The sequence below is a fragment of the Sphingomonas sp. Ant20 genome (genome assembly GCF_000783375.1).
Taxonomy (GTDB): domain Bacteria; phylum Pseudomonadota; class Alphaproteobacteria; order Sphingomonadales; family Sphingomonadaceae; genus Sphingomonas; species Sphingomonas aerolata.
The window spans coordinates 1-23,790 of record NZ_JRVI01000035.1; the positions used below are offsets into that span (position 1 = coordinate 1).

14 protein-coding genes and 4 pseudogenes are annotated in these 23,790 nt (G+C 66.6%); 4 read left to right on the forward strand and 14 right to left on the reverse strand.

The window, feature by feature from the left end; translation table 11 throughout:
* The 10 genes and pseudogenes from NI18_RS06745 to rpiA form a co-directional block, all read right to left on the reverse strand.
* A pseudogene (locus NI18_RS06745) lies at window positions 1-1,670 on the reverse strand (DEAD/DEAH box helicase); the annotation flags it as partial.
* A gap of 57 nt (window positions 1,671-1,727) precedes the next feature.
* The gene (locus NI18_RS06750) at window positions 1,728-2,900 is read right to left on the reverse strand and encodes an NAD(P)/FAD-dependent oxidoreductase (RefSeq protein ID WP_037528979.1); all 1,173 of its coding nucleotides are present in this window, start codon (window positions 2,898-2,900) and stop codon (window positions 1,728-1,730) included.
* A 306-nt stretch (window positions 2,901-3,206) separates the two neighbouring features.
* Window positions 3,207-3,389 carry a hypothetical protein gene (locus NI18_RS06755; RefSeq protein WP_031396458.1) on the reverse strand — a complete coding sequence of 61 codons (183 nt, stop codon included), beginning with the start codon at window positions 3,387-3,389 and terminating at the stop codon, window positions 3,207-3,209.
* Window positions 3,389-3,844 (reverse strand): GreA/GreB family elongation factor, encoded by a 456-nt coding sequence (locus tag NI18_RS06760; RefSeq protein ID WP_031441771.1) that lies wholly within the window; start codon window positions 3,842-3,844, stop codon window positions 3,389-3,391. The genes NI18_RS06755 and NI18_RS06760 overlap by 1 nt, the downstream gene beginning before the upstream one ends.
* A gap of 4 nt (window positions 3,845-3,848) precedes the next feature.
* Window positions 3,849-4,592 (reverse strand): HAD-IIB family hydrolase, encoded by a 744-nt coding sequence (locus NI18_RS06765; RefSeq protein ID WP_031396456.1) that lies wholly within the window; start codon window positions 4,590-4,592, stop codon window positions 3,849-3,851.
* Window positions 4,589-5,398 carry a Cof-type HAD-IIB family hydrolase gene (locus NI18_RS06770; RefSeq protein ID WP_037528981.1) on the reverse strand — a complete coding sequence of 270 codons (810 nt, stop codon included), beginning with the start codon at window positions 5,396-5,398 and terminating at the stop codon, window positions 4,589-4,591. The genes NI18_RS06765 and NI18_RS06770 overlap by 4 nt, the downstream gene beginning before the upstream one ends.
* Complete coding sequence (gene gnd / locus NI18_RS06775; protein ID WP_037528983.1) at window positions 5,395-6,378, reverse strand: phosphogluconate dehydrogenase (NAD(+)-dependent, decarboxylating); 984 nt, start codon at window positions 6,376-6,378, stop codon at window positions 5,395-5,397. Before gnd ends, NI18_RS06770 begins: the two co-directional genes overlap by 4 nt.
* A 147-nt stretch (window positions 6,379-6,525) precedes the next feature.
* Complete coding sequence (gene tal / locus NI18_RS06780; RefSeq protein ID WP_037528985.1) at window positions 6,526-7,650, reverse strand: transaldolase; 1,125 nt, start codon at window positions 7,648-7,650, stop codon at window positions 6,526-6,528.
* A pseudogene (gene tkt, locus NI18_RS06785) lies at window positions 7,650-9,742 on the reverse strand (transketolase). Before tkt ends, tal begins: the two are co-directional and overlap by 1 nt.
* Before the next feature lie 70 nt (window positions 9,743-9,812).
* Complete coding sequence (rpiA, locus tag NI18_RS06790) at window positions 9,813-10,481, reverse strand: ribose-5-phosphate isomerase RpiA (protein ID WP_037528987.1); 669 nt, start codon at window positions 10,479-10,481, stop codon at window positions 9,813-9,815.
* Window positions 10,482-11,018: 537 nt separating this feature from the next.
* On the opposite strand from rpiA, the pseudogene NI18_RS06795 reads away from it, so the two are divergent.
* The 3 genes and pseudogenes from NI18_RS06795 (at window position 11,019) to NI18_RS06805 (ending at window position 17,049) form a co-directional block, all read left to right on the forward strand.
* Window positions 11,019-12,208, forward strand: a pseudogene (locus NI18_RS06795) (efflux RND transporter periplasmic adaptor subunit).
* Window positions 12,209-12,214: 6 nt separating this feature from the next.
* Window positions 12,215-15,490, forward strand: coding sequence for a multidrug efflux RND transporter permease subunit (locus NI18_RS06800; protein ID WP_052149044.1), 3,276 nt, complete (start codon window positions 12,215-12,217; stop codon window positions 15,488-15,490).
* A complete protein-coding gene (locus NI18_RS06805) occupies window positions 15,487-17,049 on the forward strand; it encodes an efflux transporter outer membrane subunit (protein WP_037528989.1) in 1,563 nt (520 codons plus the stop codon). Before NI18_RS06800 ends, NI18_RS06805 begins: the two co-directional genes overlap by 4 nt.
* Window positions 17,050-17,095: 46 nt before the next feature.
* Here NI18_RS06805 and NI18_RS06810 read toward each other — a convergent pair whose 3' ends face one another.
* Window positions 17,096-17,434 (reverse strand): phasin family protein, encoded by a 339-nt coding sequence (locus NI18_RS06810; protein ID WP_037528991.1) that lies wholly within the window; start codon window positions 17,432-17,434, stop codon window positions 17,096-17,098.
* A 372-nt stretch (window positions 17,435-17,806) separates the two neighbouring features.
* Here NI18_RS06810 and acnA point away from each other — a divergent pair, with 372 nt between their 5' ends.
* Entirely contained in the window at window positions 17,807-20,491 is a 2,685-nt protein-coding gene (acnA, locus tag NI18_RS06815) for an aconitate hydratase AcnA (RefSeq protein ID WP_031396444.1), read from the forward strand.
* 460 nt (window positions 20,492-20,951) lie between these two features.
* Here acnA and mtnP read toward each other — a convergent pair.
* The 3 genes and pseudogenes from mtnP to NI18_RS06830 all read right to left on the reverse strand — a co-directional run bounded on the left by mtnP (window position 20,952) and on the right by NI18_RS06830 (window position 23,722).
* Window positions 20,952-21,813: pseudogene (gene mtnP / locus NI18_RS06820) on the reverse strand (S-methyl-5'-thioadenosine phosphorylase).
* Window positions 21,810-23,201, reverse strand: coding sequence for an amino acid permease (locus NI18_RS06825; protein ID WP_037528993.1), 1,392 nt, complete (start codon window positions 23,199-23,201; stop codon window positions 21,810-21,812). The pseudogene mtnP and the gene NI18_RS06825 overlap by 4 nt, the downstream one beginning before the upstream one ends.
* Window positions 23,202-23,368: 167 nt before the next feature.
* The gene (locus NI18_RS06830; protein ID WP_031441054.1) at window positions 23,369-23,722 is read right to left on the reverse strand and encodes an iron-sulfur cluster assembly accessory protein; all 354 of its coding nucleotides are present in this window, start codon (window positions 23,720-23,722) and stop codon (window positions 23,369-23,371) included.
* Window positions 23,723-23,790: the final 68 nt, after the last annotated feature.

Consider the following 23,790-nt stretch of genomic DNA (forward strand, 5'->3'; position numbering starts at 1 on the left):
CGTTGCTGCGGCCACCGCCGCCGGCATGGCGTGCGGTGCTTTCGGGCGCGCCCTGCATCGCCTCGATCGCGACGCCGCTCTCCTCTTCGCCCGCCTGCGCGGTACGCTGGATCGCTGCCGAGAAGCGCGACGCGACGGCACGCGGGATCTCGAACGCGGTCTCGTTCGGGCCGATGCGGATCGCACCGATCTCGGACTTGGTGATGTGCCCGCGACGGCAGATCAGCGGCAGGATCCAGCGCGGATCGGCGTTCTGGCGACGACCGATATCCATGCGGAACCAGACGGTGTCCTCGAAGCCCGCGCGCGGCCCCTGCGAACGATCGTCGCTGACCGACTGCTTGCTCTGGTCGATCAGATCCTCGGCCTGCGGCATCGTCGCGCGGTGCATGTGGACCAGCGCCGCGGCGATATCCTCAGGGGTCTTCTCGGCCATCAGGCGGGTCGCGAGCTCGCGATCCTCGTCCTCGACCTCGACCGGCTGCATCAGCATCGTGATCAACCGCTCATGGTCGTTCTTGCGGATGTCCTCGGCGGTCGGGGCGTTGACCCACTCCGCGTTGATCTTCGCACCTTTCAGCATCATGTCGACGCGACGGCGACGCGGGAACGGCACGATCAGCACGGCGGTGCCCTTCTTGCCCGCACGACCGGTACGACCCGAGCGATGCTGCAGCGTCTCGGCATCGCGTGGCAGTTCGACGTGCACGACGAGGCTGAGCGTCGGCAGATCGATGCCGCGCGCGGCGACGTCGGTCGCCACGCAGACGCGTGCACGACGGTCGCGCAGTGCCTGGAGCGCGGCGTTACGCTCGTTCTGCGAATGCTCGCCCGACAGCGCGACCGCGGCAAAGCCACGCTCGACCAGGCTCGCGTGCAGATGGCGCACGTTATCGCGGGTCGCGCAGAACAGCATCGCCGTCTCCGCCTCGTGGAAGCGCAGCAGGTTGATCACCGCATGCTCGATCTCGGACGGCGAGACCGTGACGGCCTGGTACGAGATGTCGCCATGACCGCGATCCTCGCCGACGGTCGAGATGCGCAGCGCATCCTTCTGGTAGCGCTTGGCGAGCGCGACGATCGGCCGCGGCATCGTCGCCGAGAACAGCAGGGTACGGCGCTGCTCGGGCGACGCGTCGAGGATCTGCTCGAGATCCTCGCGGAAGCCCATGTCGAGCATCTCGTCGGCCTCGTCGAGCACCGCGACCTTCAGGGCCGACAGGTCGAGCGCGCCACGCTCGAGATGGTCGCGCAGACGGCCGGGCGTCCCGACGACGATATGCGCGCCGTGTGCGAGGCTGCGACGCTCCTTCGACGCGTCCATCCCGCCGACACAGGTCGAGATGCGCGCGCCGGCCTTGGCATAGAGCCACATCAGCTCGCGGCTGACCTGCAGCGCGAGTTCGCGCGTCGGTGCGATGCACAGGACGAGCGGCTTGTGCGGCGCCGGCAGGCGCTGGACGCCGTCCTCACCCGCTTCACCGAGCAGTTCGCCGGCCATCGCCAGGCCGAACGCGACGGTCTTGCCCGAGCCGGTCTGTGCCGACACGACCAGATCGCGACCGACCGCATTCTCCTCGATCACATGCGCCTGGACGGGGGGTGAGCGCGGTATAGCCACGCGCGGCGAGCGCTTCGGAAAGAAGCGACGGAATATTTGAAAAAGGCATGTACGTCCTAATTGGTGGCCGGCTTGACGCTACGGCAAAGCACTGGCGTGGTGGTCCCTACAGGACTTGGCCCGCGGCCCACCCGCTCGCCCATGCCCATTGGAAGTTGTAGCCGCCGAGCCACCCTGTGACATCGACCGCTTCGCCGACCGCATACAGGTTTTTTACGCGTTTGGCTTCCATTGTTTGTGAAGAAAGCTCAGCAGTGCTGATTCCGCCCGCCGTCACCTCCGCCTTGGCATAGCCTTCGCTGCCATTTGGCGTGAATTGCCAATGGCTTAGCGCACGCTCCGCATCCTGGAGCCGGCGATCGGTGAGCGTGGAAATCTCCCCCGTCATCCCCAGCCGCTCGCTCAGCGTCTCGGCGAGTCGGTCAGGCAGCGTCCCCCCGAGCAGCTTGCGCAGCGTCGTGCGCGGCGTGGTGCGCTTCGCCGCGGGGAGCCAGCCGGAGTCGCGGTCGGGGACGAAATCGATGCCCACCGGCTGGCCGTGCCGCCAATAGGACGAGGCCTGCAGGATCGCCGGGCCCGACAGTCCGCGATGCGTGAACAGCGCCGCCTCGCGAAACGCGGCCTTGCCGGCCGTCGCAACGACATCGGCGGCGACGCCCGACAATTCGCGAAACAGGATCTCGTCGCCGCCGAGCGTCAGCGGGACGAGCGCGGGCCGCGGCTCGACCACCTTCAATCCGAATTGCCGCGCCAGATCATAGGCAAAACCGGTCGCGCCCATTTTCGGGATCGACGGCCCACCGGTCGCGATCACCAGCGCGGGGGCGGTGACCGCGCGGCCGTCGATCGCGACGCGGTAGCCGCCATCGCCATGCTCGACCGCAGTGACCGCGCGCCCGAGCGACAGATCGACCCGCCCCTTGTCGCATTCGTCGAGCAGCATCTCGACGATCTGCTTCGCCGAGCCGTCGCAGAACAGCTGCCCCAGCGTCTTTTCGTGCCACGCGATCCCGTAACTCTCGACGAGCGCGAGGAAATCCTGCGCGGTGTAACGGCCGAGCGCGGACTTGGCGAAATGCGGATTGGCGGAGATATAGCGGTCGGCGGCGGTGTGCATGTTGGTGAAGTTGCACCGCCCGCCGCCCGAGATCAGGATCTTCTTCCCCGCCTGCTCGGCATGATCGACGAGCAGGATCCGCCGCCCGCGCTGCCCCGCGACCGCGGCGCACATGAGCCCGGCGGCGCCTGCCCCGAGGATGATCGCGTCGTAATCGGACAAGGTTCGCTCCGTGCGGCGCGGGGTGCAGGCCGCTGGTCAAAGGTGTTTCCCCGCGAAGGCGAGGATCCGGGCTCCCGCCTTCGCGGGAGAACAAGGCCGGATTCAGCGCGTTCGGGATCGCCCTTATAGGCGCCACCTGCTCCTAACGAAAGCACCACCCCGGCGAAGGCCGGGGCCCAGTTGGGGGACGGCAATGACGCACGTCGCGCGCCGCCTTACCCCCACCTCCCCAACTGGACCCCGGCCTCCGCCGGGGTGGTGAATTCTAGAATCGTCATCCTGACAAAAATCAGGGCAACGGAAAAATCACCGCAGCTTCGCGATATTCAGCGAATCTTCCTTCGCGCGCGTCTTCACCGATTCCTCGCTCCGCGTCAGCGCCTTGGCGATCGCCTTCAGCGCCATGCCCTTCTTGGCGAGCGTGTGCAGCTTCTGGATCTCGTCCTGGGTCCAGGGCTGGCGGTGCCGTTCGAATTTCGCCTCGGCCATTATGCGATCTCCACTATCTCGATCGCATCCGCCTTGCCGGCAAACGCCACCGTCTCGCCCACCGCGGCGCCCATCAGCGCGCGTGCGAGCGGGGCGGAGAAAGCGAGGCGATCCTCGCCCGGCTCCGCCTCGTCGCCGCCGACGATCGCGATCGTCCGCTCCGCGCCGTTCATCCGCACGCGCACCGACGATCCGATCCCGACCTCACCCTCTTCGGGTTCGGGCGCGAGCTCTGCCGTCGTCTGGCGCGTGTGCCAGTAGCGCAGGTCGCGCAGCAGCACCTTGCGTGCTTCCTCGTCGGTCTCGGCCGCCACCGCCGCCTCGATCGTCTCGACGCGCTCGCCGATCAGCGCAAGGCCGCGCGCCGTGACCAAATTGGGCCCCGGCGCGATCGGCTGTTCGAATTTCGGCTCGAGATGTTCCTCGTCGCTTTCGCGGCGAAACGCGACGCTCATGCGCTTACTTCAGGCATGCGACGATCCCGGCGATCGCCGCCAGCGTGCCGTCGACATTCTTCACCTTCACGACGTCGAGCCCGAGCTGTTCGGCCGGATAGTCGTTGCCGCCCGGGAAGATCGCGTCGCCGATGAACATCATCTTGTCGAGCGCGATCCCGCTCGCCTCGTTGAGCTTCTTCAGGCCGTACGCCTTGTCGACACCCTCGCGCGTGATGTCGATCGAGGTCGCGCCGCCCATGTTGATCGACAGACCCGGCAGACGCTGGCGCAGATCGGCCTGGATCACCTTGCGCTTGGCGAAGTCGGGATCCCAGCTGTGCTTGGCGTCGATCGGCGCTTCCTGGCCGAGCGCGGAGAAGGTGATCTGGCTGCCGCGATCCTCGATCCGCTCGCCCCAGGTCTGCTCGGGGACGAACCCGGTCGCCTCGAGCGACTCGTCGAATGCCTTGAGGATCTTCTGCTTCTCGTCTTCCTCGAACAGCTCGGCATAGACCGCACGCCAGGCGTCGTCGAACCGGTACAGCTTGGTGCCGGTCGTCGGCATCAGCCACAGCTTGGTGCGATCGGCGCGCTCGGGCAGACGGCTCGCGACCTGCTTTTCGAACTGCGGCCAGTCGCCGCCCGAGATCACCGCGACATGCGCGACGTCGAGCAGGTCCGCGAGCGCCTCGCCCATCGGCTCCTGCAAGGGCTGCTTGCTTTCGGCCAGCGTTCCGTCGAGGTCAAAGGCAACCAACTCTTTCATGCGGAAACTCCAGTCAGGATAAATGTGTCGATCGCGTGCGCGACGCCATCGGCATCGTTCGCGGTGGTAATCTCGTGCGCGACGTCACGGACATTTTGCGGCGCATTGCCCATCGCGATCGCCAGCCTGGCCCGCTTGAGCATCGCGATGTCGTTCGCCTGGTCGCCGATCGCCGCGGTCTGCGTCAGGCTGATGCCGAACGCGTCCGCGAGTTCCTCGATCCCGCTGCCCTTGTTGCCCGCCACGGGCGTGATGTCGAGATAATAGGTCTGGCTCTGGACGATCGTCGCCTGCGCGTCGAACTTCGCCGCGACCTTGGCGTGCAGGTCGCGCAGCAGATCCTCGTCGTCGCTGACGAACGTCACCTTGTCCGCCTTGCCGAGCAGATCGGTGAAGTCGGCGACGATCACCGGGTCCTGCGCCGAGGCTTTCCGCTCGCTGTCGACATGGCTGCCCTGGTCGGTGCTGGCATACCAGACGTCGTCGGCGAAGATCCAGGTATCGACGGGGGCGTCACCGATGATGTCCATCGCGCCGCGCACGACGTCGATATCGACCATGTGATGCTCGATGACCGTGCCGTCGCGCTTGAACACGATCCCGCCGTTGAACGCGCCCATCGGTTCGTCGATGCCGAGCAGCTCGGCGATCGGCATCATCCCCGATCGCGGCCGCGCGCTGATGATCGTGAAGCCCAGCCCCGCCGCCTTCAGCCGCCTGACCGCATCGACGGTCGCGGGCGCGACCTTCTTGTCCTTGTCGACGAGCGTGCCGTCGACGTCGGACACGAGCAGCTTGATGCTCACTGGGGCATCTCGACATGCCCGCCGAAGCCGAAGCGCATCGCCGACAACAGCTTGTCGCCGAACGTATGGTCGACCCGGCTGCGATAGCGTGCGTAGAGTGCGGCGCTCAGCACGTTGGCGGGCACCTTCTCTTCCATCGCCGCGTCGATCGTCCACTGGCCCTCGCCCGAATCCGCGACGCTGCCGCTGAACCCTTCGAGCGTGCCATCCTTGGCCAGCGCGATCGCCGACAGATCGAGCAGCCACGACGAGATCACGCTGCCGCGACGCCACACTTCGGCGACGTCGGTCAGGTTGATGTCGAAGCGCTGGTCCTCCGCGACATGCTCGCCCGACTTGCCCTTGAGAATGTCGAAACCCTCGGCATAGGCCTGCATCAGGCCGTATTCGATGCCATTATGGACCATCTTGACGAAGTGCCCGGCACCCGGAGGGCCGGCGTGGATATAGCCCTTTTCCGCACGCGGATCGGCCTGCCCCTCGATGCGGCCCGGCGTGCGGACGATCTCGCCCATGCCCGGCGCCAGCGTGTCGAAGATCGGGTCGAGATAGTCGACCGTCTCCGTCTCGCCGCCGATCATCATGCAATAGCCGCGCTCAAGGCCCCAGACGCCACCCGACGTGCCGACGTCGACATAGCGGATGCCCTTTTCCGCGAGCTCCTTCGCACGGCGGACGTCGTCCTTGTAGAAGCTGTTGCCGCCATCGATGATGATGTCGCCCTCGGCGGCCTTTTCGGCGATCGCCTGCACGGTCTGCTCGGTCGGCTCGCCCGCGGGCACCATCACCCACCAGATCGCCGGCGTGTCGAGCTTGCCGCGCATGTCGTCGAGCGAGTCCGCGCCGATCGCGCCATCCGCCGCGAGCTTCTTCACCGCCTCCGCATCGCGATCGAACGCGACGACCTCATGGCCGTTCTTCATCAACCGGCGCGCGATATTGCCGCCCATCCGGCCGAGGCCGATCAGTCCGATCTTCATGATTCACTCCGCGCTTTCGCTGGAAAATACCTGCCGTTCGTCCCGAGTAGACGTCGAGCGTGTCGAGACGACGTATCGAGGGACATGTACCTCGATACGGTCTCTCGGCTTCGCTCGATCCCTACTCGGCACGAGCGGGAACGTGTCTTACGCCGTCGCCGGCTGCTTCTTCGCGATCGACCCGAGAAGGTCGTCGAACGCCTTCACGAACGAGGCGACGCCCTCTTCGACCAGCCTGCCGGTCACGCCGGTGAGGTCGAGCCCGAGCCGCTCGGCTTCCGCCAGCACATGCTTCGCGCCATCGACATCCGCGGTGATCGTCTCCGCCGCGGTGCCATGGTCGCGAAACGCGTCCATCGTCTTGGGCGGCATCGTGTTGACGGTGTCACGACCGATCAGCGTGTCGATGTAGAGCGTGTCGGGATAGCTCGGATCCTTGACCCCGGTCGACGCCCACAACAGCCGCTGCGGCTGCGCGCCCTTGGCGGCGAGCGCCTGCCAGCGATCCGACTTCAGGAACTCGAGATACCACTGATACGCCATCTTAGCGTTGGCGATCGCGACCTTGCCGCGCACCGCCTTCAGCGCATCCGCGTCGGCATCACCCTTTTCGAGCCGTGCATCGATCTGCTTGTCGATCATCGAATCGATCCGGCTGACGAAGAAGCTCGCGACGCTGGCGATCCGGTCGATCGGCTTGCCCTCGGCGACGCGCTTCTCGAGCCCTGCCGCATAGGCCTCGGCGACGCGGACATAGGCGTCGATCGAGAACAGCAAGGTCACGTTGACATTGATCCCTTCCGAGATCGCGGTCGAGATCGCCGGGCCACCCGCGAGCGTCCCCGGGATCTTGATCATCAGGTTCGGCCGGTCGACCGCCGCCCACAGCTTGCGCGCCTCGGCGATCGTCGCGTCGGTATCGTCCGAGATATAGGGCGACACTTCGAGGCTGACATAGCCGTCCTTCGCGTCGAGCCGGTCATACACGGGCTTCAGCGTCTCCGCCGCCGCCTTGATGTCCTGGATCGCGAGATGCTCGTAGCGGTCGATCGTCGCAGCGCCGGGGTTCTCCTTGTCGAACTTCGCGAGCGTCGAGTCATAGGCCTCGCCGTGCCCCATTGCCTTTTCGAAGATCGATGGGTTGGACGTGACACCGGTCAGCCCGTCCTCATCGACCAGCTTCTGGAGACCGCCGGCCTCCAGGAACTTCCGGTCGACGAAATCGAGCCACACCGCCTGGCCGAAGCCTTCGAGATCGTTGAGCGCACCCATCACTTGGTCTCCATAACCTGGCGGGCAACCTTGACGACATTGTCGACGGTGAACCCGAACTTGTCCTGCAGTTTGGCGAGCGGTGCCGAGGCACCGAAGGTCGACATCGTCACGGTCGCGCCGTCGAGCCCGACATAGCGGTCCCAGCCGATCGACCCGGCCATCTCGATTGCAACGCGTGCCCGCACGCCCCGCGGCAACACGCTTTCCTTGTAGGCAGCGTCCTGCAGTTCGTAGCGATACCAGCTCGGCATCGACACGACCCGGCTCTTCACGCCGTCCGCGACCAGCTTCTCATGCGCGTCGACCGCGAGCGACACTTCGCTGCCCGTCGCGATCAGGATCACGTCGGGCGTGCCGTCACAATCGGCGAGCACATAACCGCCCTGCGCAACGCCGTCGGCGCTCGCATATTTGGTCCGGTCGAGCGTCGGCAGCGCCTGGCGCGACAGGATCAGCGCGGCGGGCGTGCTGGCGTCCTTCAGGACCGCCTTCCACGCCGCGACGACTTCGTTCGCGTCGCTCGGGCGGATCGTGTCGAGCCCGGGGATCGCACGCAGCGTCGCCAGATGCTCGATCGGCTGGTGCGTCGGGCCGTCCTCGCCGACGCCGATCGAATCGTGCGTGAACACCCAGACCGCGCCGACTTCCATGATCGCCGACAGGCGCACCGGTGCGCGCATGTAATCGACGAAGACGAGGAAGGTGGAGCCGTAGGAGCGCAGATGCGACAGCGCCATGCCGTTGACGATCGCGCCCATGCCATGTTCGCGAATGCCGAAATGGAAGTTGCGGCCGGCATAGTTGTTCGCCTCGAACGAGGGCTGGCCCTTGATGTCGGTCTTGGTCGACGGCGCGAGATCGGCCGAACCGCCGATCAGCCACGGCACCTTGGCGGCGATCGCGTTGAGCACCTTGCCACCCGAATCACGGCTGGCGACGCCCTTGGGATCCGCCTCGAACACCGGAATGTCCGCGTCCCAGCCCTCGGGCAGCTCGTCCTTGAGCAGCAGCTCGAGTTCGGCCGACAGCTCGGGATATGCACCCCGATATTTGTCGGTCAGCGCGACCCATTCGTCGCGCAGCTTCGCGCCACGCTCCGCGATCGCACCGTTGAAATGCTCGATCACGCCGTCGGGCACGTAGAAGGACTTGTCCTCGGGCCAGCCATAGGCCTGCTTGGTGAGGCGGATATTCTCGTCGCCGAGCGGCTCGCCATGCGCCTTCTCGCTGCCCGCCTTCGGGCTGCCGTAACCGATCACCGAATGCACGACGATGAAGGTCGGCTTGTCGGTGGTCGCCTTGACGTCTCGATCGCACGGCTCAGCGCGGCAGTGTCGTTCGCGTCGTCGACATGGATGACGTTCCAGCCGTAAGCGTCGAAGCGCAGGCCGACATCCTCGTCGAATGCGAGATCGGTCGCGCCCTCGATCGAGATGTGGTTGCTGTCGTAGATCCAGCACAGATTGCTGAGCTTCAGATGCCCGGCCATGCTCGCCGCCTCGGCCGAGACGCCCTCCATCATGTCGCCGTCGCCACAGATGGTGTAGACGTCATGGTCGAACAGCGTGAAGCCGTCCTTGTTGTAGCGCGCCGCGAGCCAGCGCTCGGCGATCGCCATGCCGACCGAATTGCCGCAACCCTGGCCGAGCGGGCCGGTCGTGGTCTCGACACCCGTCGTGTGGCGATATTCGGGGTGGCCCGGGGTCTTGGACGAAAGCTGGCGGAACTGCCGGATGTCTTCGAGGCTGACCGCCTCCTTGCCGCTCTTCTCGCCGTCCGCACTGATCTCTTCGATCTTGGCGAGGTGGATCAGCGCATAGAGCAGCATCGACGCATGGCCGACCGACAGGACGAACCGGTCGCGATTGGGCCAGTCGGCATGCTTGGGATCGTAGCGCAGGAATTTCGACCAGAGCGTGTAGCCGACCGGCGCGAGCGCCATCGGCGTGCCGGGATGGCCCGAATTGGCCTTCTGCACCGCGTCCATCGACAGCGTGCGGATCGTATCGATCGTCAGACGCTCGGGCGAACCGTCCTCGTGCAGGTTCGGATCCGCCTTCATCGTGGGGGCGGTTGCGGTATCGGTCATGAAAGAAAGCCTCGCTCTAGACGGTGACCGAACGCCGCGCATCCGATCTGGTTGCCAACATAGGATGCCTTTAGGCGGATGCACCCGAGCGTTCCAGTCGCGTAACGACGCCTTTCGATGCAATATACGCGGCATCGACCTCGTCGAGGAACAATCCGTGGCCCAGCACGCCCGGAATCGCCGCCAGCACCGCAGCGAGCGCGTGCGGGTCCTCGAGTGCCGGAAATCGGCAATCCGCGACAAGATTGTCCTGATCCGTCCGATAGTTGGGCCGAATCACCGGCGCCGCACCCAAGTCGCTCAACACGCGCATCACATAGCCTCGCGCGAAGGGCAGCAGCTCGACCGGCAGCTTCGCCGCACCGATCCGTTCGACCCGCTTCGATCCGTCGGCAATCACGACCATCCGTGCCGAGCTTGCGGCGACGATCTTCTCGCGCAGCATTGCCGCGCCCTTGATCGCGAAACAGCGCGCATCGATCTCGTCCGCGCCGTCGATCGTCAGGTCGACCTGCGCGATATCGGCAAAGTTGAGCACCGCGATACCCACCTGCCGCGCCAGCGCGCCGCTCGCCTCGGACGTGACGACGGCGCGGACGTCGAGCCCCGCCGCGACCCGCTCGCCCAACGCACGGATCGCGAACGCCGCGGTCGACCCGGTACCCAGCCCGACCAGCATCCCGTCCCGAACCTCCGCCACCGCCGCCACCGCCGCCGCCTGCTTGTCGTCATCGATCATGTGTTGCGCCTTTTCAAATCAACTGCCCCCGATCCAATCCAACCGCCCCCCGTCCCTCCTCCCCCGTTCGCCCTGAGCGAAGTCGAAGGGCATGCCCCAAGAGACGGTGCTTCGACTTCGCTCAGCACGAACGGAGGGGGGGAACGAACGGATAAACGAAACGAACGGATTGGGGCGAGACGAATGGGTTGGGGAACACGAACGGATCAGGAATACGAACCGATCAGCGGAATCATCGCAACAGCCCCCCCCAAAACCCCCCGTCATCCTGACGAAAGTCAGGATCCAGAGCCACCAACGATCCCCTCGAGACCCCGGATCCCGACCTTCGCCAACACAACCGACCGCAAAAACCCCACCCCGGAAACACCACAAAACACCCCCACCAACAAACCAGGTTACTCTTTCTTCCCTATTTTTCGCGTCCGCTTTTCAACTGACATACTTCTGGTACATCCGCATGGTTTAGCCGGCCCTCATCTGATCGCGGATACCCCACTTGATAGCCAAACGACTTACCCCTTGGCGCTACGCGTGATGGGACCCGCGCTGATCGGCCTCGCGGCCTGTTCCGGTGGCGGCGGCGATGCCGCAAAAGGCAAGGGCAAGGGCGGTCAGCCGGGTCAGGGCACCCCGACCGTCGGCTATGTCGTCATACAGCCGTCGAGCGTCGCGATGACCACCGAGCTCAGCGGCCGCACCACCGCGTTCGAAAGCTCGGACGTCCGCCCCCAGGTGACCGGAATCATCCGTCGCCGCTTCTTCACCGAGGGCACGCTCGTCAAGAAGGGCCAGCCGCTCTACGAGATCGACCCGCGCCTCTACCGCGCCGCCGCCAACGAGGCGCAGGCGAACCTGCAGAGCGCGCGCGCCAATGCCGAGGCGCAGGGCATCCTCGCGCAGCGCTACAAGCCGCTCGCCGAGATGGAGGCGATCAGCAAGCAGGATTACACCAACGCGATCGCGACCTCGCGTCAGGCGACCGCGTCGGTCGCGCAGACCCGCGCCGCGCTCGAGACCGCGCAGATCAACCTGAAGTTCACGACCGTCCCCGCGCCGATCACCGGGCGGATCGGCCGATCGCTGTTCACCGTCGGCGCGCTCGTCTCCGCGACTCAGACCGATCCGCTGTCGCAGATCCAGCGGCTCGACCCGATCTTCGTCGACATCCAGCAGGCCTCGGGCGACCTGCTCGCGCTGCGCCGCTCGCTCGGCCAGAACGGCATCGTCCCGACCCGCGCGGAGGTGCGCCTCAAGCTCGAGGATGGCAGCGATTACGGCGCGACCGGCTCGGTCGAATTCGCCGAGGCGCTGGTCAACACCGAGACCGGCACCGTGACGCTGCGCGCACGCTTCCCCAACCCGCAAGGGCTGTTGCTGCCGGGCATGTTCGTCCAGGCGAAGTTCGCGCAGGCGATCAACCAGCGCGCCTTCCTCGTGCCGCAGGCGGGCGCGCGCGCGACGCGAAGGGCAATGCGACCGTCTATGTCGTTAGCGCCGACAACAAGGCGGTGCAGAAGACGATCAAGGCCGACCGGACGCAGGGCCCCTATTGGGTCGTCACCAGCGGGCTCAACCCCGGCGACCGGATCATCACGCAGGGGCTGTCGAAGATCGCCCCCAATCAGAGCGTGAAGCCGGTCCCCGAAAACACCGCGCAAAAGATCGAAGCGCCCAAGGGCGACTCCTCGGGTGGCGATAAGGCCAGCCAGAAAAAGGCCGGCTAGACCCTTATGTTATCCCGTGTCTTCATCGACCGCCCGATTTTTGCCTGGGTGCTCGCGATCATCGTGATGCTCGGCGGCATCGGCGCGATCATGAGCCTGCCGATCGCGCAATATCCCGACGTCGCGCCGCCACAGGTCACGATCCGCGCGACCTTCCCGGGCGCCAACGCGCAGACGATCCAGAACAGCGTGACGCAGGTCGTCGAACAGTCGCTGACCGGGATCGACGGGCTGATCTATTTCAGCTCGTCCTCGTCGTCGCGCGGCTCGGTGACGGTCACGGTCACGTTCGAAAAGGGCACCGATCCCGACATCGCGCAGGTCCAGGTCCAGAACCAGGTCCAGCAGACACTGTCGCGCCTCCCCACCCAGGTGCAGCAGCAGGGCCTCGTCGTCCGCAAGTCGAACCCGGACAACCTCCTGATCGTCGGCGTCTATGACGAGACCGACAAGCTGACCAACCAGGACGTCTCGGACTATCTCGTCTCGAACCTCCAGGATCCGCTCGGCCGTATCCCGGGCATCGGCGACAGCAACGTCTTCGGCGCGCAGTATGCGATGCGGATCTGGCTCGACCCGAACAAGCTGGCGAGCTTCCAGCTGATCCCGAGCGACGTGACGACCGCGATCCAGGCGCAGAATACCGAGGTCGCGGCCGGCGAGCTCGGCGGCCAGCCGCAACCCGACACGCAGATGCTGAACGCGACCGTGACCGCGCAGTCGCGTCTCCAGACGCCCGAGCAGTTCGCCAACATCATCCTGAAGACCACCAACACCAGCGCGACGGTCAAGTTGCGCGACGTCGCGCGGATCGAACTGGGCGCCGAAAACTACAACGCGCGCAGCCGCGTCAACGCGCATCCGGGCGCGGGCATCGCGGTGCTGCTGGCCCCCGGCGCCGACGCGCTCAAGACCGCCGAGCTGGTCAAGGCCTATGTCGAGAAGTCCGCCAAGAGCTTCCCGCCCGGCCTCAAATTCGCTTACGCCAACGACACGACCAACTTCATCAAGCTGTCGATCGAGGAGGTCATCAAGACGCTGATCGAGGCGGTGATCCTCGTCGTCATCGTCATGTTCGTGTTCCTGCAGAGCTGGCGCGCGACTCTGATCCCGACGATCGCGGTGCCGGTCGTGCTGCTCGGCACGTTCGGCGTCTTCTATCTCGCGGGCTTCTCGATCAACACGCTGACGCTGTTCGGGCTGGTGCTCGCGATCGGCCTGCTCGTCGACGACGCGATCGTCGTCGTCGAGAATGTCGAGCGCCTGATGGAGGAAAATCCCGACATGTCGCCGCGCGAGGCGACGATCGAATCGATGAACGAGATCACCGTCGCGCTGGTCGCGATCGCGCTCGTCCTGTCGGCGGTGTTCCTGCCGATGGCGTTCTTCGGCGGGTCGACCGGCGTGATCTACCGCCAGTTCTCGCTGACGATGGTGTCGGCGATGGTCCTGTCGGTGCTCGTCGCGCTGATCCTGTCGCCAGCGCTGACCGCGACGTTGCTCAAGCAGAAGAAGAAGGATGCCGACGGCAATCCCGAACAGAGCTGGGGCGAGCGCAAATTTCCGAAGGTCGCGCATTTCTTCACGCGCGCGGGCGACAAGTTCAACGACACGTTCGAAAAGGGTACGAGGAAATACGTCGGCGCCGTCCAGTCGGTGGTCAATCGCAAATGGCTGTTCCTGCTGATCTATGCCGCGGTCGTCGCGCTGCTCGCGGTGATGTTCCTCCGCCTGCCCACGGGCTTCCTGCCGACCGAGGACCAGGGCACCGGCATCGTCCAGTTCCAGCTGCCCGCAGGCGCGACGCAAGGGCGTACCTTCGCGCTGCAGAAGCAGATCGAGAAATATTACTTCACCAACGAGAAGGCGAATGTGAGCACGATGTTCACCGTCAGCGGCGGCGGTGGCGGTGGTGCGAGCGGCCAGAATACCGGCCAGGGCTTCGTCTCGTTCGCGCCGTGGGAAAATCGCGAGGGCAAGGAGAATACAGCCGAGGCGATCACCGGTCGTGCGGCCGAGGCGTTCGCAGGGTTCCGCGATGCGCAGGTCTATTCGCTCGTCCCGCCGGCGATCCGCGGTCTCGGCTCGTCGAACGGCTTCACGATGCAGCTGCAGAACAGCGGCAGCCTGAGCCAGACCGAGTTCAACGCCGCGCGCGACAAGCTGCTCGCGCTCGCCCGCGCCGATTCCTCGCTGACCGCGATCCGCCTGACCGAATTGCCCGACGTCGCGACGCTGCGTGTCGATGCCGACCAGCAGAAGCTCTCGACGCTCGGGCTGACCCAGGCGAGCGTGAACTCGACGCTGTCGACCGCCTGGGGCGGCCAATATGTCAACGACTTCATCGACCGCGGCCGCGTCAAGCGCGTCTATGTCCAGGGCGACGCGCAGTTCCGCGCCGCGCCTTCGGACCTGAGCCAGTGGTTCGTCCGCGGATCGAACGGCCAGATGGCGCCCTTCTCCTCGTTCGCGCGCACCAGCTGGTCGCAGGCGCCGACGACGCTCTCGCGGTTCAACGGCATCTCGTCCTACGAGATCCAGGGGTCGGGCGCGGCGGGCGTCAGCTCGGGCGACGCGATGACCCGGATCGCCGAGCTTGCCGGGAAGATCCCCGGCACCTCGGTCGCCTGGTCGGGGCTCTCCTATCAGGAACGCCTGTCCTCGGGCCAGGCGCCGATCCTCTACGGGCTGTCGCTGCTCGTCGTCTTCCTGTGCCTCGCCGCGCTCTATGAGAGCTGGTCGATCCCGATCGCGGTGCTGCTCGTCATCCCCTTGGGCCTCGTCGGCGCGATCCTCGCGGTGACGCTGCGCGGCCTCATCAACGACGTGTATCTGCAGATCGGGCTGCTCACGACGATGGGGCTCGCGGCGAAGAACGCGATCCTGATGATCGAGTTCGCGGAGCAGGAAGAGCGCAAGGGCAAGCGCGTCATCGAGGCTGCGCTGTCCGCCGCGAAGATCCGTCTTCGCCCGATTCTGATGACCTCGTTTGCGTTCATCCTCGGCGTGCTGCCGCTCGCGCTGTCGACCGGCGCGGGTGCGAACAGCCGTATCGCGATCGGCACCGCGGTGGTCGGCGGGATGCTGACCGCGACCCTGCTCGCGATCTTCTACATCCCGCTGTTCTTCGTGCTCGTCCGCCGCGGCGCGCGCGACGGCATCGCCAAGCTGCGTGGTCGCCCGACCGGCTTCCACGGCGGCGAGGATGACCATGACGGTCGCGATTCCGAAAAGCTCGGCCCTCCCGAACAACCAGGCCCCCACCGGCCGGAGCCCGCATGATGCGTTCGCCACTCCTGATCCTCGCCGCGTCGACCGCGCTCGCGGGCTGCTCGCTCGCCCCCAAATATGTCCGGCCCGAGCTGCCCACGCCGGTATCCTGGCCGGTCGGCGACGCCTATCTGCGTCAGTCCGAAGCGGCGCTGCCGGCGTTCACCTACCGCGACGTGTTCCGGGACCCGCGGCTCCAGCAGATCATCGTCCAGGCGCTGGCAAACAACCGAGACCTGCGCGTCGCCGCCGCGAACATCGCCGCCACCCGCGCGCAATATCGCATCCAGCGCGCCGACCTGCTCCCCCAGATCGACGCGAGCGGCCGCTACAGCTATTCGGGCGGCGGCAATGGCGCGCGCAGCACCGCGACCAGCAACACGGGCACAGGCACGGGCACCGGCGGCACAGGGACCGGGACAGGCACCGGCACGGGGACCGGCGGGACCGGCACGGGCGGGACCGTCGTCAGCTCGTCCAGCTCGAACAGCGCCTTCTCGGTCGATCTCGGCACCACCGCGTTCGAGCTCGACCTGTTCGGCCGCATCCGCTCGCTGACCGGTGCCGCACTCAACCGCTATTTCGAGACCGAAGCCGCCGCGCGTGCGACCCGGCTGACGCTGGTCGGCGACATCGCCGATGCCTGGCTGACCTATGCCTCCGACCAGAGCCTGCTCCGAATCGCGCAGGACACCGTCGCCAGCTCGCAGCGCAGCGTGACCCTCACCCAGGCGCGGCTCCGCGGCGGCGTCGCACCGCGCACCGACCTGCGTCAGGCCCAGCAGATCCTGTTCACCGCGCAATCCGACCTCGCGACCCAGAAGACCGCGCTCGCGCAGGACATCAACGCGCTGCAACTGCTCGTCGGCGCGCCGCTCGACGCCGCGCTCCTGCCCGCCTCGATCGAGCAGGCGCTGCCGACCGTCGCCACCCTGCCCGCCGGCCTCGACAGCGGCATCCTGCTCCGCCGCCCCGACGTCGTTCAGGCGGAATATGAGCTGCGTGCGACCAATGCCGAGATCGGCGCCGCGCGTGCCGAGCTGTTCCCGCGCGTCTCGCTCACGGGTCTGCTCGGCTTTGCCAGCAGCGCGCTGACCTCGCTGTTTTCGGGCGGCGCGTTCAACTATTCGGTCGCGCCCTCGATCAGCTACCCGATCTTCCGCGCGGGCGCGGGCGTCGCCAATGTCGAATATACCAGGGCGCAGCGCGATGCCGCGCTCGCGAACTACGAGAAATCGATCCAGACCGCGTTCCAGGAAACCGCCGACGCGCTCGCGCGCCAGGGCACGATCGCCGATCAGCTCGCCGCCAACGTCAATTTCGCGGCCGCCGCGCAGGACACCTATCGCCTGTCCGACGCGCGCTATCGCGGCGGGATCGACACCTTCCTCAGCTCGCTCGACGCGCAGCGCTCGCTCTACACCGCGCAGCGCAACCTCGTCGCGACGCAGCTGGTCGGCGCGAGCAACCGGGTCACGCTCTACCGCGTGCTCGGCGGCGACTCGACGCTCGAGGCGACCGCCAACGGACCGCGGCCCGTCACCGCCACCGGCGCACCGCGCGCCGAATAGGCCGGTCGCGCCGGGCCGATCCTGTCGGCCCGGCGCGGGTCGATGATCAGCCGCCCTTCATCGGCGTGACCGCGTCGCGCCCGAACCGCATGATCAGCTCGCCGATCTCACGCGCCTGGCTCATGCTGCGCTCGCTCTGTATCCGCAGATAGTCGCTCTGGATCTTCATCACCTCGGTCAGGTCCTTGGCGGACGCCGCTTCGCGCATCGCCGCGAACGCCTCGCGCGTATTCTGCTCGGCCTGGTCAATCATCTTCGCGCCGATCGTCGACCCGTTCTCCGCCATCTTGCGTCCCGATTCCTTCAGCGCCTCGCCCGCGCGCTTGGCGGGCTCGCCGAAATGATCCGAAAACGCGGCCTGCGCGCTCTGCGCATCCGCCTGCATCCGATCGGTCGCGGTCTTCGCCGCACCCGCGGCTGATCGGTCGCCGCCTTTGCCCGACCAGCACCCTTGTCGATCGCGGCTTTGACATCGTCTGACATATTTATGGTCCTCTCCATTCCGGCGTGCTTGCTGCATCGGCCTTCGACGGAGCCGGAGCATAACCGGTTGTGGCCCGGTCGCAATGTCGGTCGCAATGTTAGTCGCGCACGCGAAACCGCGTCTCAATCAAAACCCGCCCTTCCCCCGCCCGCCCCCCCTTGCTAAGGCCCCGGCAGTAACCGCATTCAGGTCGGTCCCCTACGCGCCCCCGCGGTCCCATAGGCCGCTTTCCCCTCGGCGCCCGGCGGCCCGACGCCCACGGGAAGGACCCCTATGACTGCCATCGGCCAGGACACCCTCAAGACCCGCACGAGCCTTTCGACCGGCGGCAAGTCGTACGACTATTACAGCCTCGCCAAGGCCTCCGAACAGCTCGGCGACATCAGCCGCCTGCCCTTCTCGATGAAGGTGCTGCTCGAGAACCTGCTCCGCTTCGAGGACGGCGTCACCGTAACGCGCGACGACATCCAGGCGATCGTCGACTGGCAGAAGGAGCGTCGCAGCGACCGCGAGATCCAGTATCGCCCGGCGCGCGTGCTGATGCAGGATTTCACCGGCGTGCCCTGCGTCGTCGATCTCGCCGCGATGCGCGATGCGATGACCAAGCTCGGCGGCAACCCCGAGAAGATCAACCCGCAGGTTCCCGTCCACCTCGTCATCGATCACTCGGTGATGGTCGACGAGTTCGGCACGCCCAAGGCGTTCGAGGATAACGTCGACCTCGAGTACGAGCGCAACATCGAGCGCTACGAATTCCTGAAGTGGGGCAGCAAGGCGCTCGACAATTTCCAGGTCGTCCCCCCCGGCACCGGCATCTGCCACCAGGTGAACCTCGAATATATCGGCCAGGCCGTCTGGTCGTCGGCCTCGTCGGGTGATCATGGCGACGGCACGATGATCGCCTATCCGGACACGCTGGTCGGCACCGACAGCCACACGACGATGATCAACGGTCTCGGCGTGCTCGGCTGGGGCGTCGGCGGGATCGAGGCCGAGGCCGCGATGCTCGGCCAGCCCGTCTCGATGCTGATCCCCGAAGTCGTCGGCTTCAAGCTGACGGGCGCACTGAACGAGGGCATCACCGCCACCGATCTCGTGCTCACCGTCACGCAGATGCTGCGCGCCAAGGGCGTGGTCGGCCGCTTCGTCGAGTTCTTCGGCCCAGGCCTGTCGTCGATGACGCTCGCCGATCGCGCGACGATCGCCAACATGGCGCCGGAATATGGCGCGACCTGCGGCTTCTTCCCGATCGACGACAAGACGCTCGATTACATGCGCCTCACCGCGCGGTCTGACGAGAATGTCGAGCTGGTCGAGGCCTATGCCAAGGCCAACGGCTTCTGGCGCGACGAGAATGCCGAGGACCCCGTCTTCACCGACACGCTCGAGCTCGACATGGGCTCGGTCGTCGCATCGCTCGCAGGCCCGAAGCGCCCGCAGGACCGCGTCAGCCTCAACAAGGTCGACGAGGTGTTCAACAGCGACCTCCACAAGCTCTACCACAAGGAGCAGCCCGAGCGCGTCGCGGTCGAGGGGCGTGAGCACGACATCGGCGACGGCGACGTCGTGATCGCCGCGATCACCAGCTGCACCAACACGTCGAACCCGTCGGTGCTCGTCGCCGCCGGCCTCGTCGCCCGCAAGGCGAACGCGCTGGGCCTCAAGTCGAAGCCCTGGGTGAAGACGTCGCTGGCGCCGGGTTCGCAGGTCGTCACCGACTATCTCGACAAGGCCGGCCTCACCGCCGACCTGAACGCGCTCGGCTTCAACCTCGTCGGCTATGGCTGCACGACCTGCATCGGCAATTCGGGCCCGCTGGCGCCGGCGATCTCGTCGGCGATCAACGAGAACGACCTCGTCGCGGCCTCGGTCCTCTCGGGCAACCGCAACTTCGAAGGCCGCGTCTCGCCCGACGTCCGCGCCAACTTCCTGGCCAGCCCGCCGCTCGTCGTCGCCTATGCGATCAAGGGCACCGTCACGACCGACATGATCGAGACGCCGCTGGGTCAGGGCACCGACGGCCAGGACGTGTATCTGCGCGACATCTGGCCGACCAACGAGGAGGTCCGCAGCACGATGGACGCCAACATCGACGCGTCGATGTTCGGTGCGCGCTACGGCGACGTCTATGCCGGCGACTCGAAGTGGCGCGAGATCGACGTCACGGGTTCGGACACCTACGCCTGGCGCGCAGGGTCGACCTATGTCGCCAACCCGCCCTATTTCGAGGGCCTCAGCATGACGCCCTCGCCGGTGCAGGACATCATCGACGCCAAGCCGCTCGCGATCCTCGGCGATTCGATCACCACCGATCACATCTCGCCCGCAGGCTCGATCAAGGCGGACAGCCCCGCCGGCCGCTTCCTCCAGGAGCATCAGGTCAGCAAGGCCGACTTCAACAGCTATGGCGCACGCCGCGGCAACCATGACGTGATGATGCGCGGCACCTTCGCCAACATCCGCATCAAGAACGAGATGGTCCCCGGCGTCGAAGGCGGCATGTCCAAATATGACGGCGAGGTTATGGCGATCTACGACGCCGCGATGCGCTTCAAGCAGGACGGCACGCCGCTCGTGATCGTCGCCGGCAAGGAATATGGCACCGGTTCGTCGCGCGACTGGGCGGCCAAGGGCACCAACCTGCTCGGCGTCCGCGCGGTCATCACCGAGAGCTTCGAGCGTATCCACCGCTCGAACCTGGTCGGCATGGGCGTGCTGCCGCTGCAGTTCGCCGAAGGCACCGATCGCAAGACGCTCGGCCTCGACGGCTCGGAAACGTTCACCATCCTCGACGTGGCAAGCATCCGCCCGCGTCAGGACGTGAGCGTCAAGATGACCCGCGCCGACGGCACCAGCGAGACGTTCCAGACCAAGTGCCGGATCGATACCGTCAACGAGCTGGAATACTTCCTCAACGGCGGCATCCTGCACTACGTCCTGCGCAAGCTGGCCGCCTGATCCGGCGACGTCGTCCCGGCGCAATCCGGGACGACGCCTGCCCCCTGAACTACCGTCATTCCAGCGAAAGCCGGAATATCCCCGTGAGGCGCATGTCGCCCACTACAAGGGATATCCCGATCTTCGCTGGGATGACGTGTTTTGGATGGCGAGTTTCACCAGACGGCGCGTCTCGAACGCGACCCGGGCCCGGCAGAAAAAAAGCGGGGCGACCATGACGATCGCCCCGTAGTTCAGGGAGGGACCGGGAGGGGGAACAACCCGGCCACGTCGCCGTCCACAGGGGGAGAGGGAGCGGCGACCCCCACCTCATCGCGCCGATATGTTGCACCAATGTGTCGGAGCCCTCGGATCGCCGCAATTCTTCCGCCGATCACCGCACCCGGTGGCAAACCACCACCTCCCCGAACCGTCATCCTGACGAACGTCAGGACCCAGAGCCTCGCGCGTCACGCCGCCGCTAGAGCGCCCGCCCCGCCACCGCGTCGAGCTTCGCCACCAGCACCGGATCCCGCGCCTCGCGCGCCGTGATGATCGCACTGTCGAGACAGGTATCGATCGGCGACGCCGGCCGCTCCGCCGGCAGGCGCGCAGCAACGCCATCACCATCGCGCGCGCTTTCGCCGCATCCGCACCGAGCTGCGCAATCACCTCCGCGACATCGACCCCCGCCGCCTCCTCGCGCCAGCAGTCATAGTCGGTCACCATCCGACCAGCGCATAGGGCAGCTCCGCCTCACGCGCGAGTTTCGCCTCGGGCATCGCGGTCATCCCGATCACGTCGCACCCCCATTGGCGGTACAACCGGCTTTCCGCGCGCGTCGAGAATTGCGGCCCCTCCATCGCCAGATAGGTGCCGCGGTCGTCGACCTCGGCCCCGGCCTGACGCGCGGCATCGGCGGCATAGCCCGACAGGCGCGGACACACGGGATCCGCCATCGAGACATGCGCGACCAGGCCCGTGCCGAAGAAGCTCGACACCCGCCCTTTGGTCCGGTCGATGAACTGGTCGACGATCGTGAAGCTCCCCGGCGGCCGCGCCTCGACCAGCGACCCGACCGACGACACCGCCAGCACATCGGTCACGCCCAGCCGCTTCAACGCATCGATATTCGCGCGGGCGTTCAGGTCCGACGGCGCGATTCTGTGCCCGCGCCCGTGCCGCGGCAGGAACGCCACCCCGACAGGCCCTACGCGCCCGGTATAGATCGCATCCGACGGCGCACCCCAGGGTGTCTCCACCGTCTGCCAGCGCCCGTCCTCGATCCCCTCGACCCCGTACAGCCCGGAGCCGCCGATGATCCCGATCGTCCAGCCGCTCATTCGGCAAGCGCCCGCGGCCGCGCATAGGCGAAGTAGATCACCAGCCCGAGCAGGTTCCACATGCCGAAATAGAGTTGTGTCTTCGAGGGCAGGCTGAAGAACAGATACAGGCAGCCGAGAATGCCGACGATGCCAACCAGCGTCGCGGCAGGCGCGCGGAAGGTGCGCACCGCATCGGGCGCACGGCGACGCATCACCAGCATGCACGCGCACACCGCGACGAACGCCGCGAGCGTCCCCGCATTGGCGAGCGCCGCGATCTCGGCGAGTGGCAACAGCCCCGCGATCACCGCGACGATCGCCGCGGTAATCCACGTGATCCGCACCGGCGCACCGCGCTTGGAAACCTTGGCGAGGCCCAGCGGCAGCAGCCCGTCACGCGCCATCGTGAAGAAGATCCGGCTCTGCCCGAACAGAAAGGCGAGCAGCACGGTCGGCAACGCGATGACCGCCGACGCGCCGAGGAACGTCGCGAACCCCGGCCGCCCGATCTCGCGCAGGATCAGCGCGAGCGGCTCGGCCGAGCCGGCGAACCGCGTATAGGACAACGCGCCCACCGCGGCGACCGCGACAAGGATGTAGATCGCGATGCACGCCACCATCGATCCGAGGATGCCGATCGCGAGGTCGCGGCCCGGATTCTTCGTCTCCTCCGCCGCGGTCGAGATCGCGTCGAACCCGTAGAATGCGAAGAAGATGATCGCCGCCGCCGCCATCACGCCGCGCTCCGCGCCGTCGGGCTGGACGGCCTTGGGGAAGCCATAGGGCATGAACGGCTGCAGGTTCGCGCTGTTGAAATAATGGAGCGCGATGAACACGAACACGGTCAGCGCGATCATCTTCACCGCCACCAGCACCGCGTTCAGCGTCGCACTCTCGCGCGTCCCGAACGACAGCACGCCCGCGACGACCGCGATGATGACGATCGCCGGCACGTTCAGGATCCCGCCCAGCTCGGGGCTGAGTGTCAGCGCCTCGGGAAACCCGAACGCGCCGCGCAGCAACGGCGCGGCATAGCCCGACCAGCCGACCGCGACGGTCGACACGACCAGCGAATATTCGAGGATCAGGCTCCAGCCGATCACCCAGGCGATCAGCTCGCCGAGCACGACATAGCTATAGGTGTAGGCGCTGCCCGACGCGGGGATCATCGTCGCCATCTCGGCATAGGCGAGCGCGGCGCAGGCACAGATCCCGCCGGCGATGATGAACGACAGGATGACCGCGGGGCCCGCGAGCCCCGCCCCGACGCCGATCAGCGTCAGGATCCCCGTGCCGACGATCCCGCCCACGCCCATCGCGACCAGATGCGGCCATGACAAGGTCCGCGCGAGCTGATGCTCGGGCGGCTGCTCGGTGACGATTTTTCGGCGAAACAGACTGGCCACGTAGATCCCCTCTTCTTCAGGGGGGAGTGGCACAGGACGGGATGGGCAAGCAAGGCGGCCGGTCGGCCGGCATCGCCTTGGCTCGGCCGGATCTTTGTTCTCCCGCGAAGGCGGGAGCCCAGTCTGGGTCCCCGCCTTCGCGGGGACACATTAGCTCACGGCAGAATTTAGACCGTGAAGCTTTCCCCGCACCCGCACGCACCCTTGGCGTTGGGGTTCTGGAACACGAACCCGGCCGTGAAGTCGTCCTCGACCCAGTCCATCGTCGACCCGATCAGGTACAATATCGACCCGCCATCGACGAACAGCGTGCCGCCGGGCGTGTCGATCCGTTCGTCGAACGGCTTGGCCTCGCTCACATAATCGACCGAATAGGCGAGTCCCGAACAGCCGCGCTTGGGTGTCGACAGCTTGACCCCGATCGACTCCTCCGGCGCGCGCGCCATCAGGTCCGCGATTCGCGCATGCGCGGTCGCGGTCAGGTTCAGCGCCGCGGGCCGTGCTCGTAATGTCGTCGCCATGGCTCGTTCCTTCCATCTAAAGCCCCTCCCCTTCAGGGGAGGGGTTGGGGTGGGGCGCCCGACCGGAT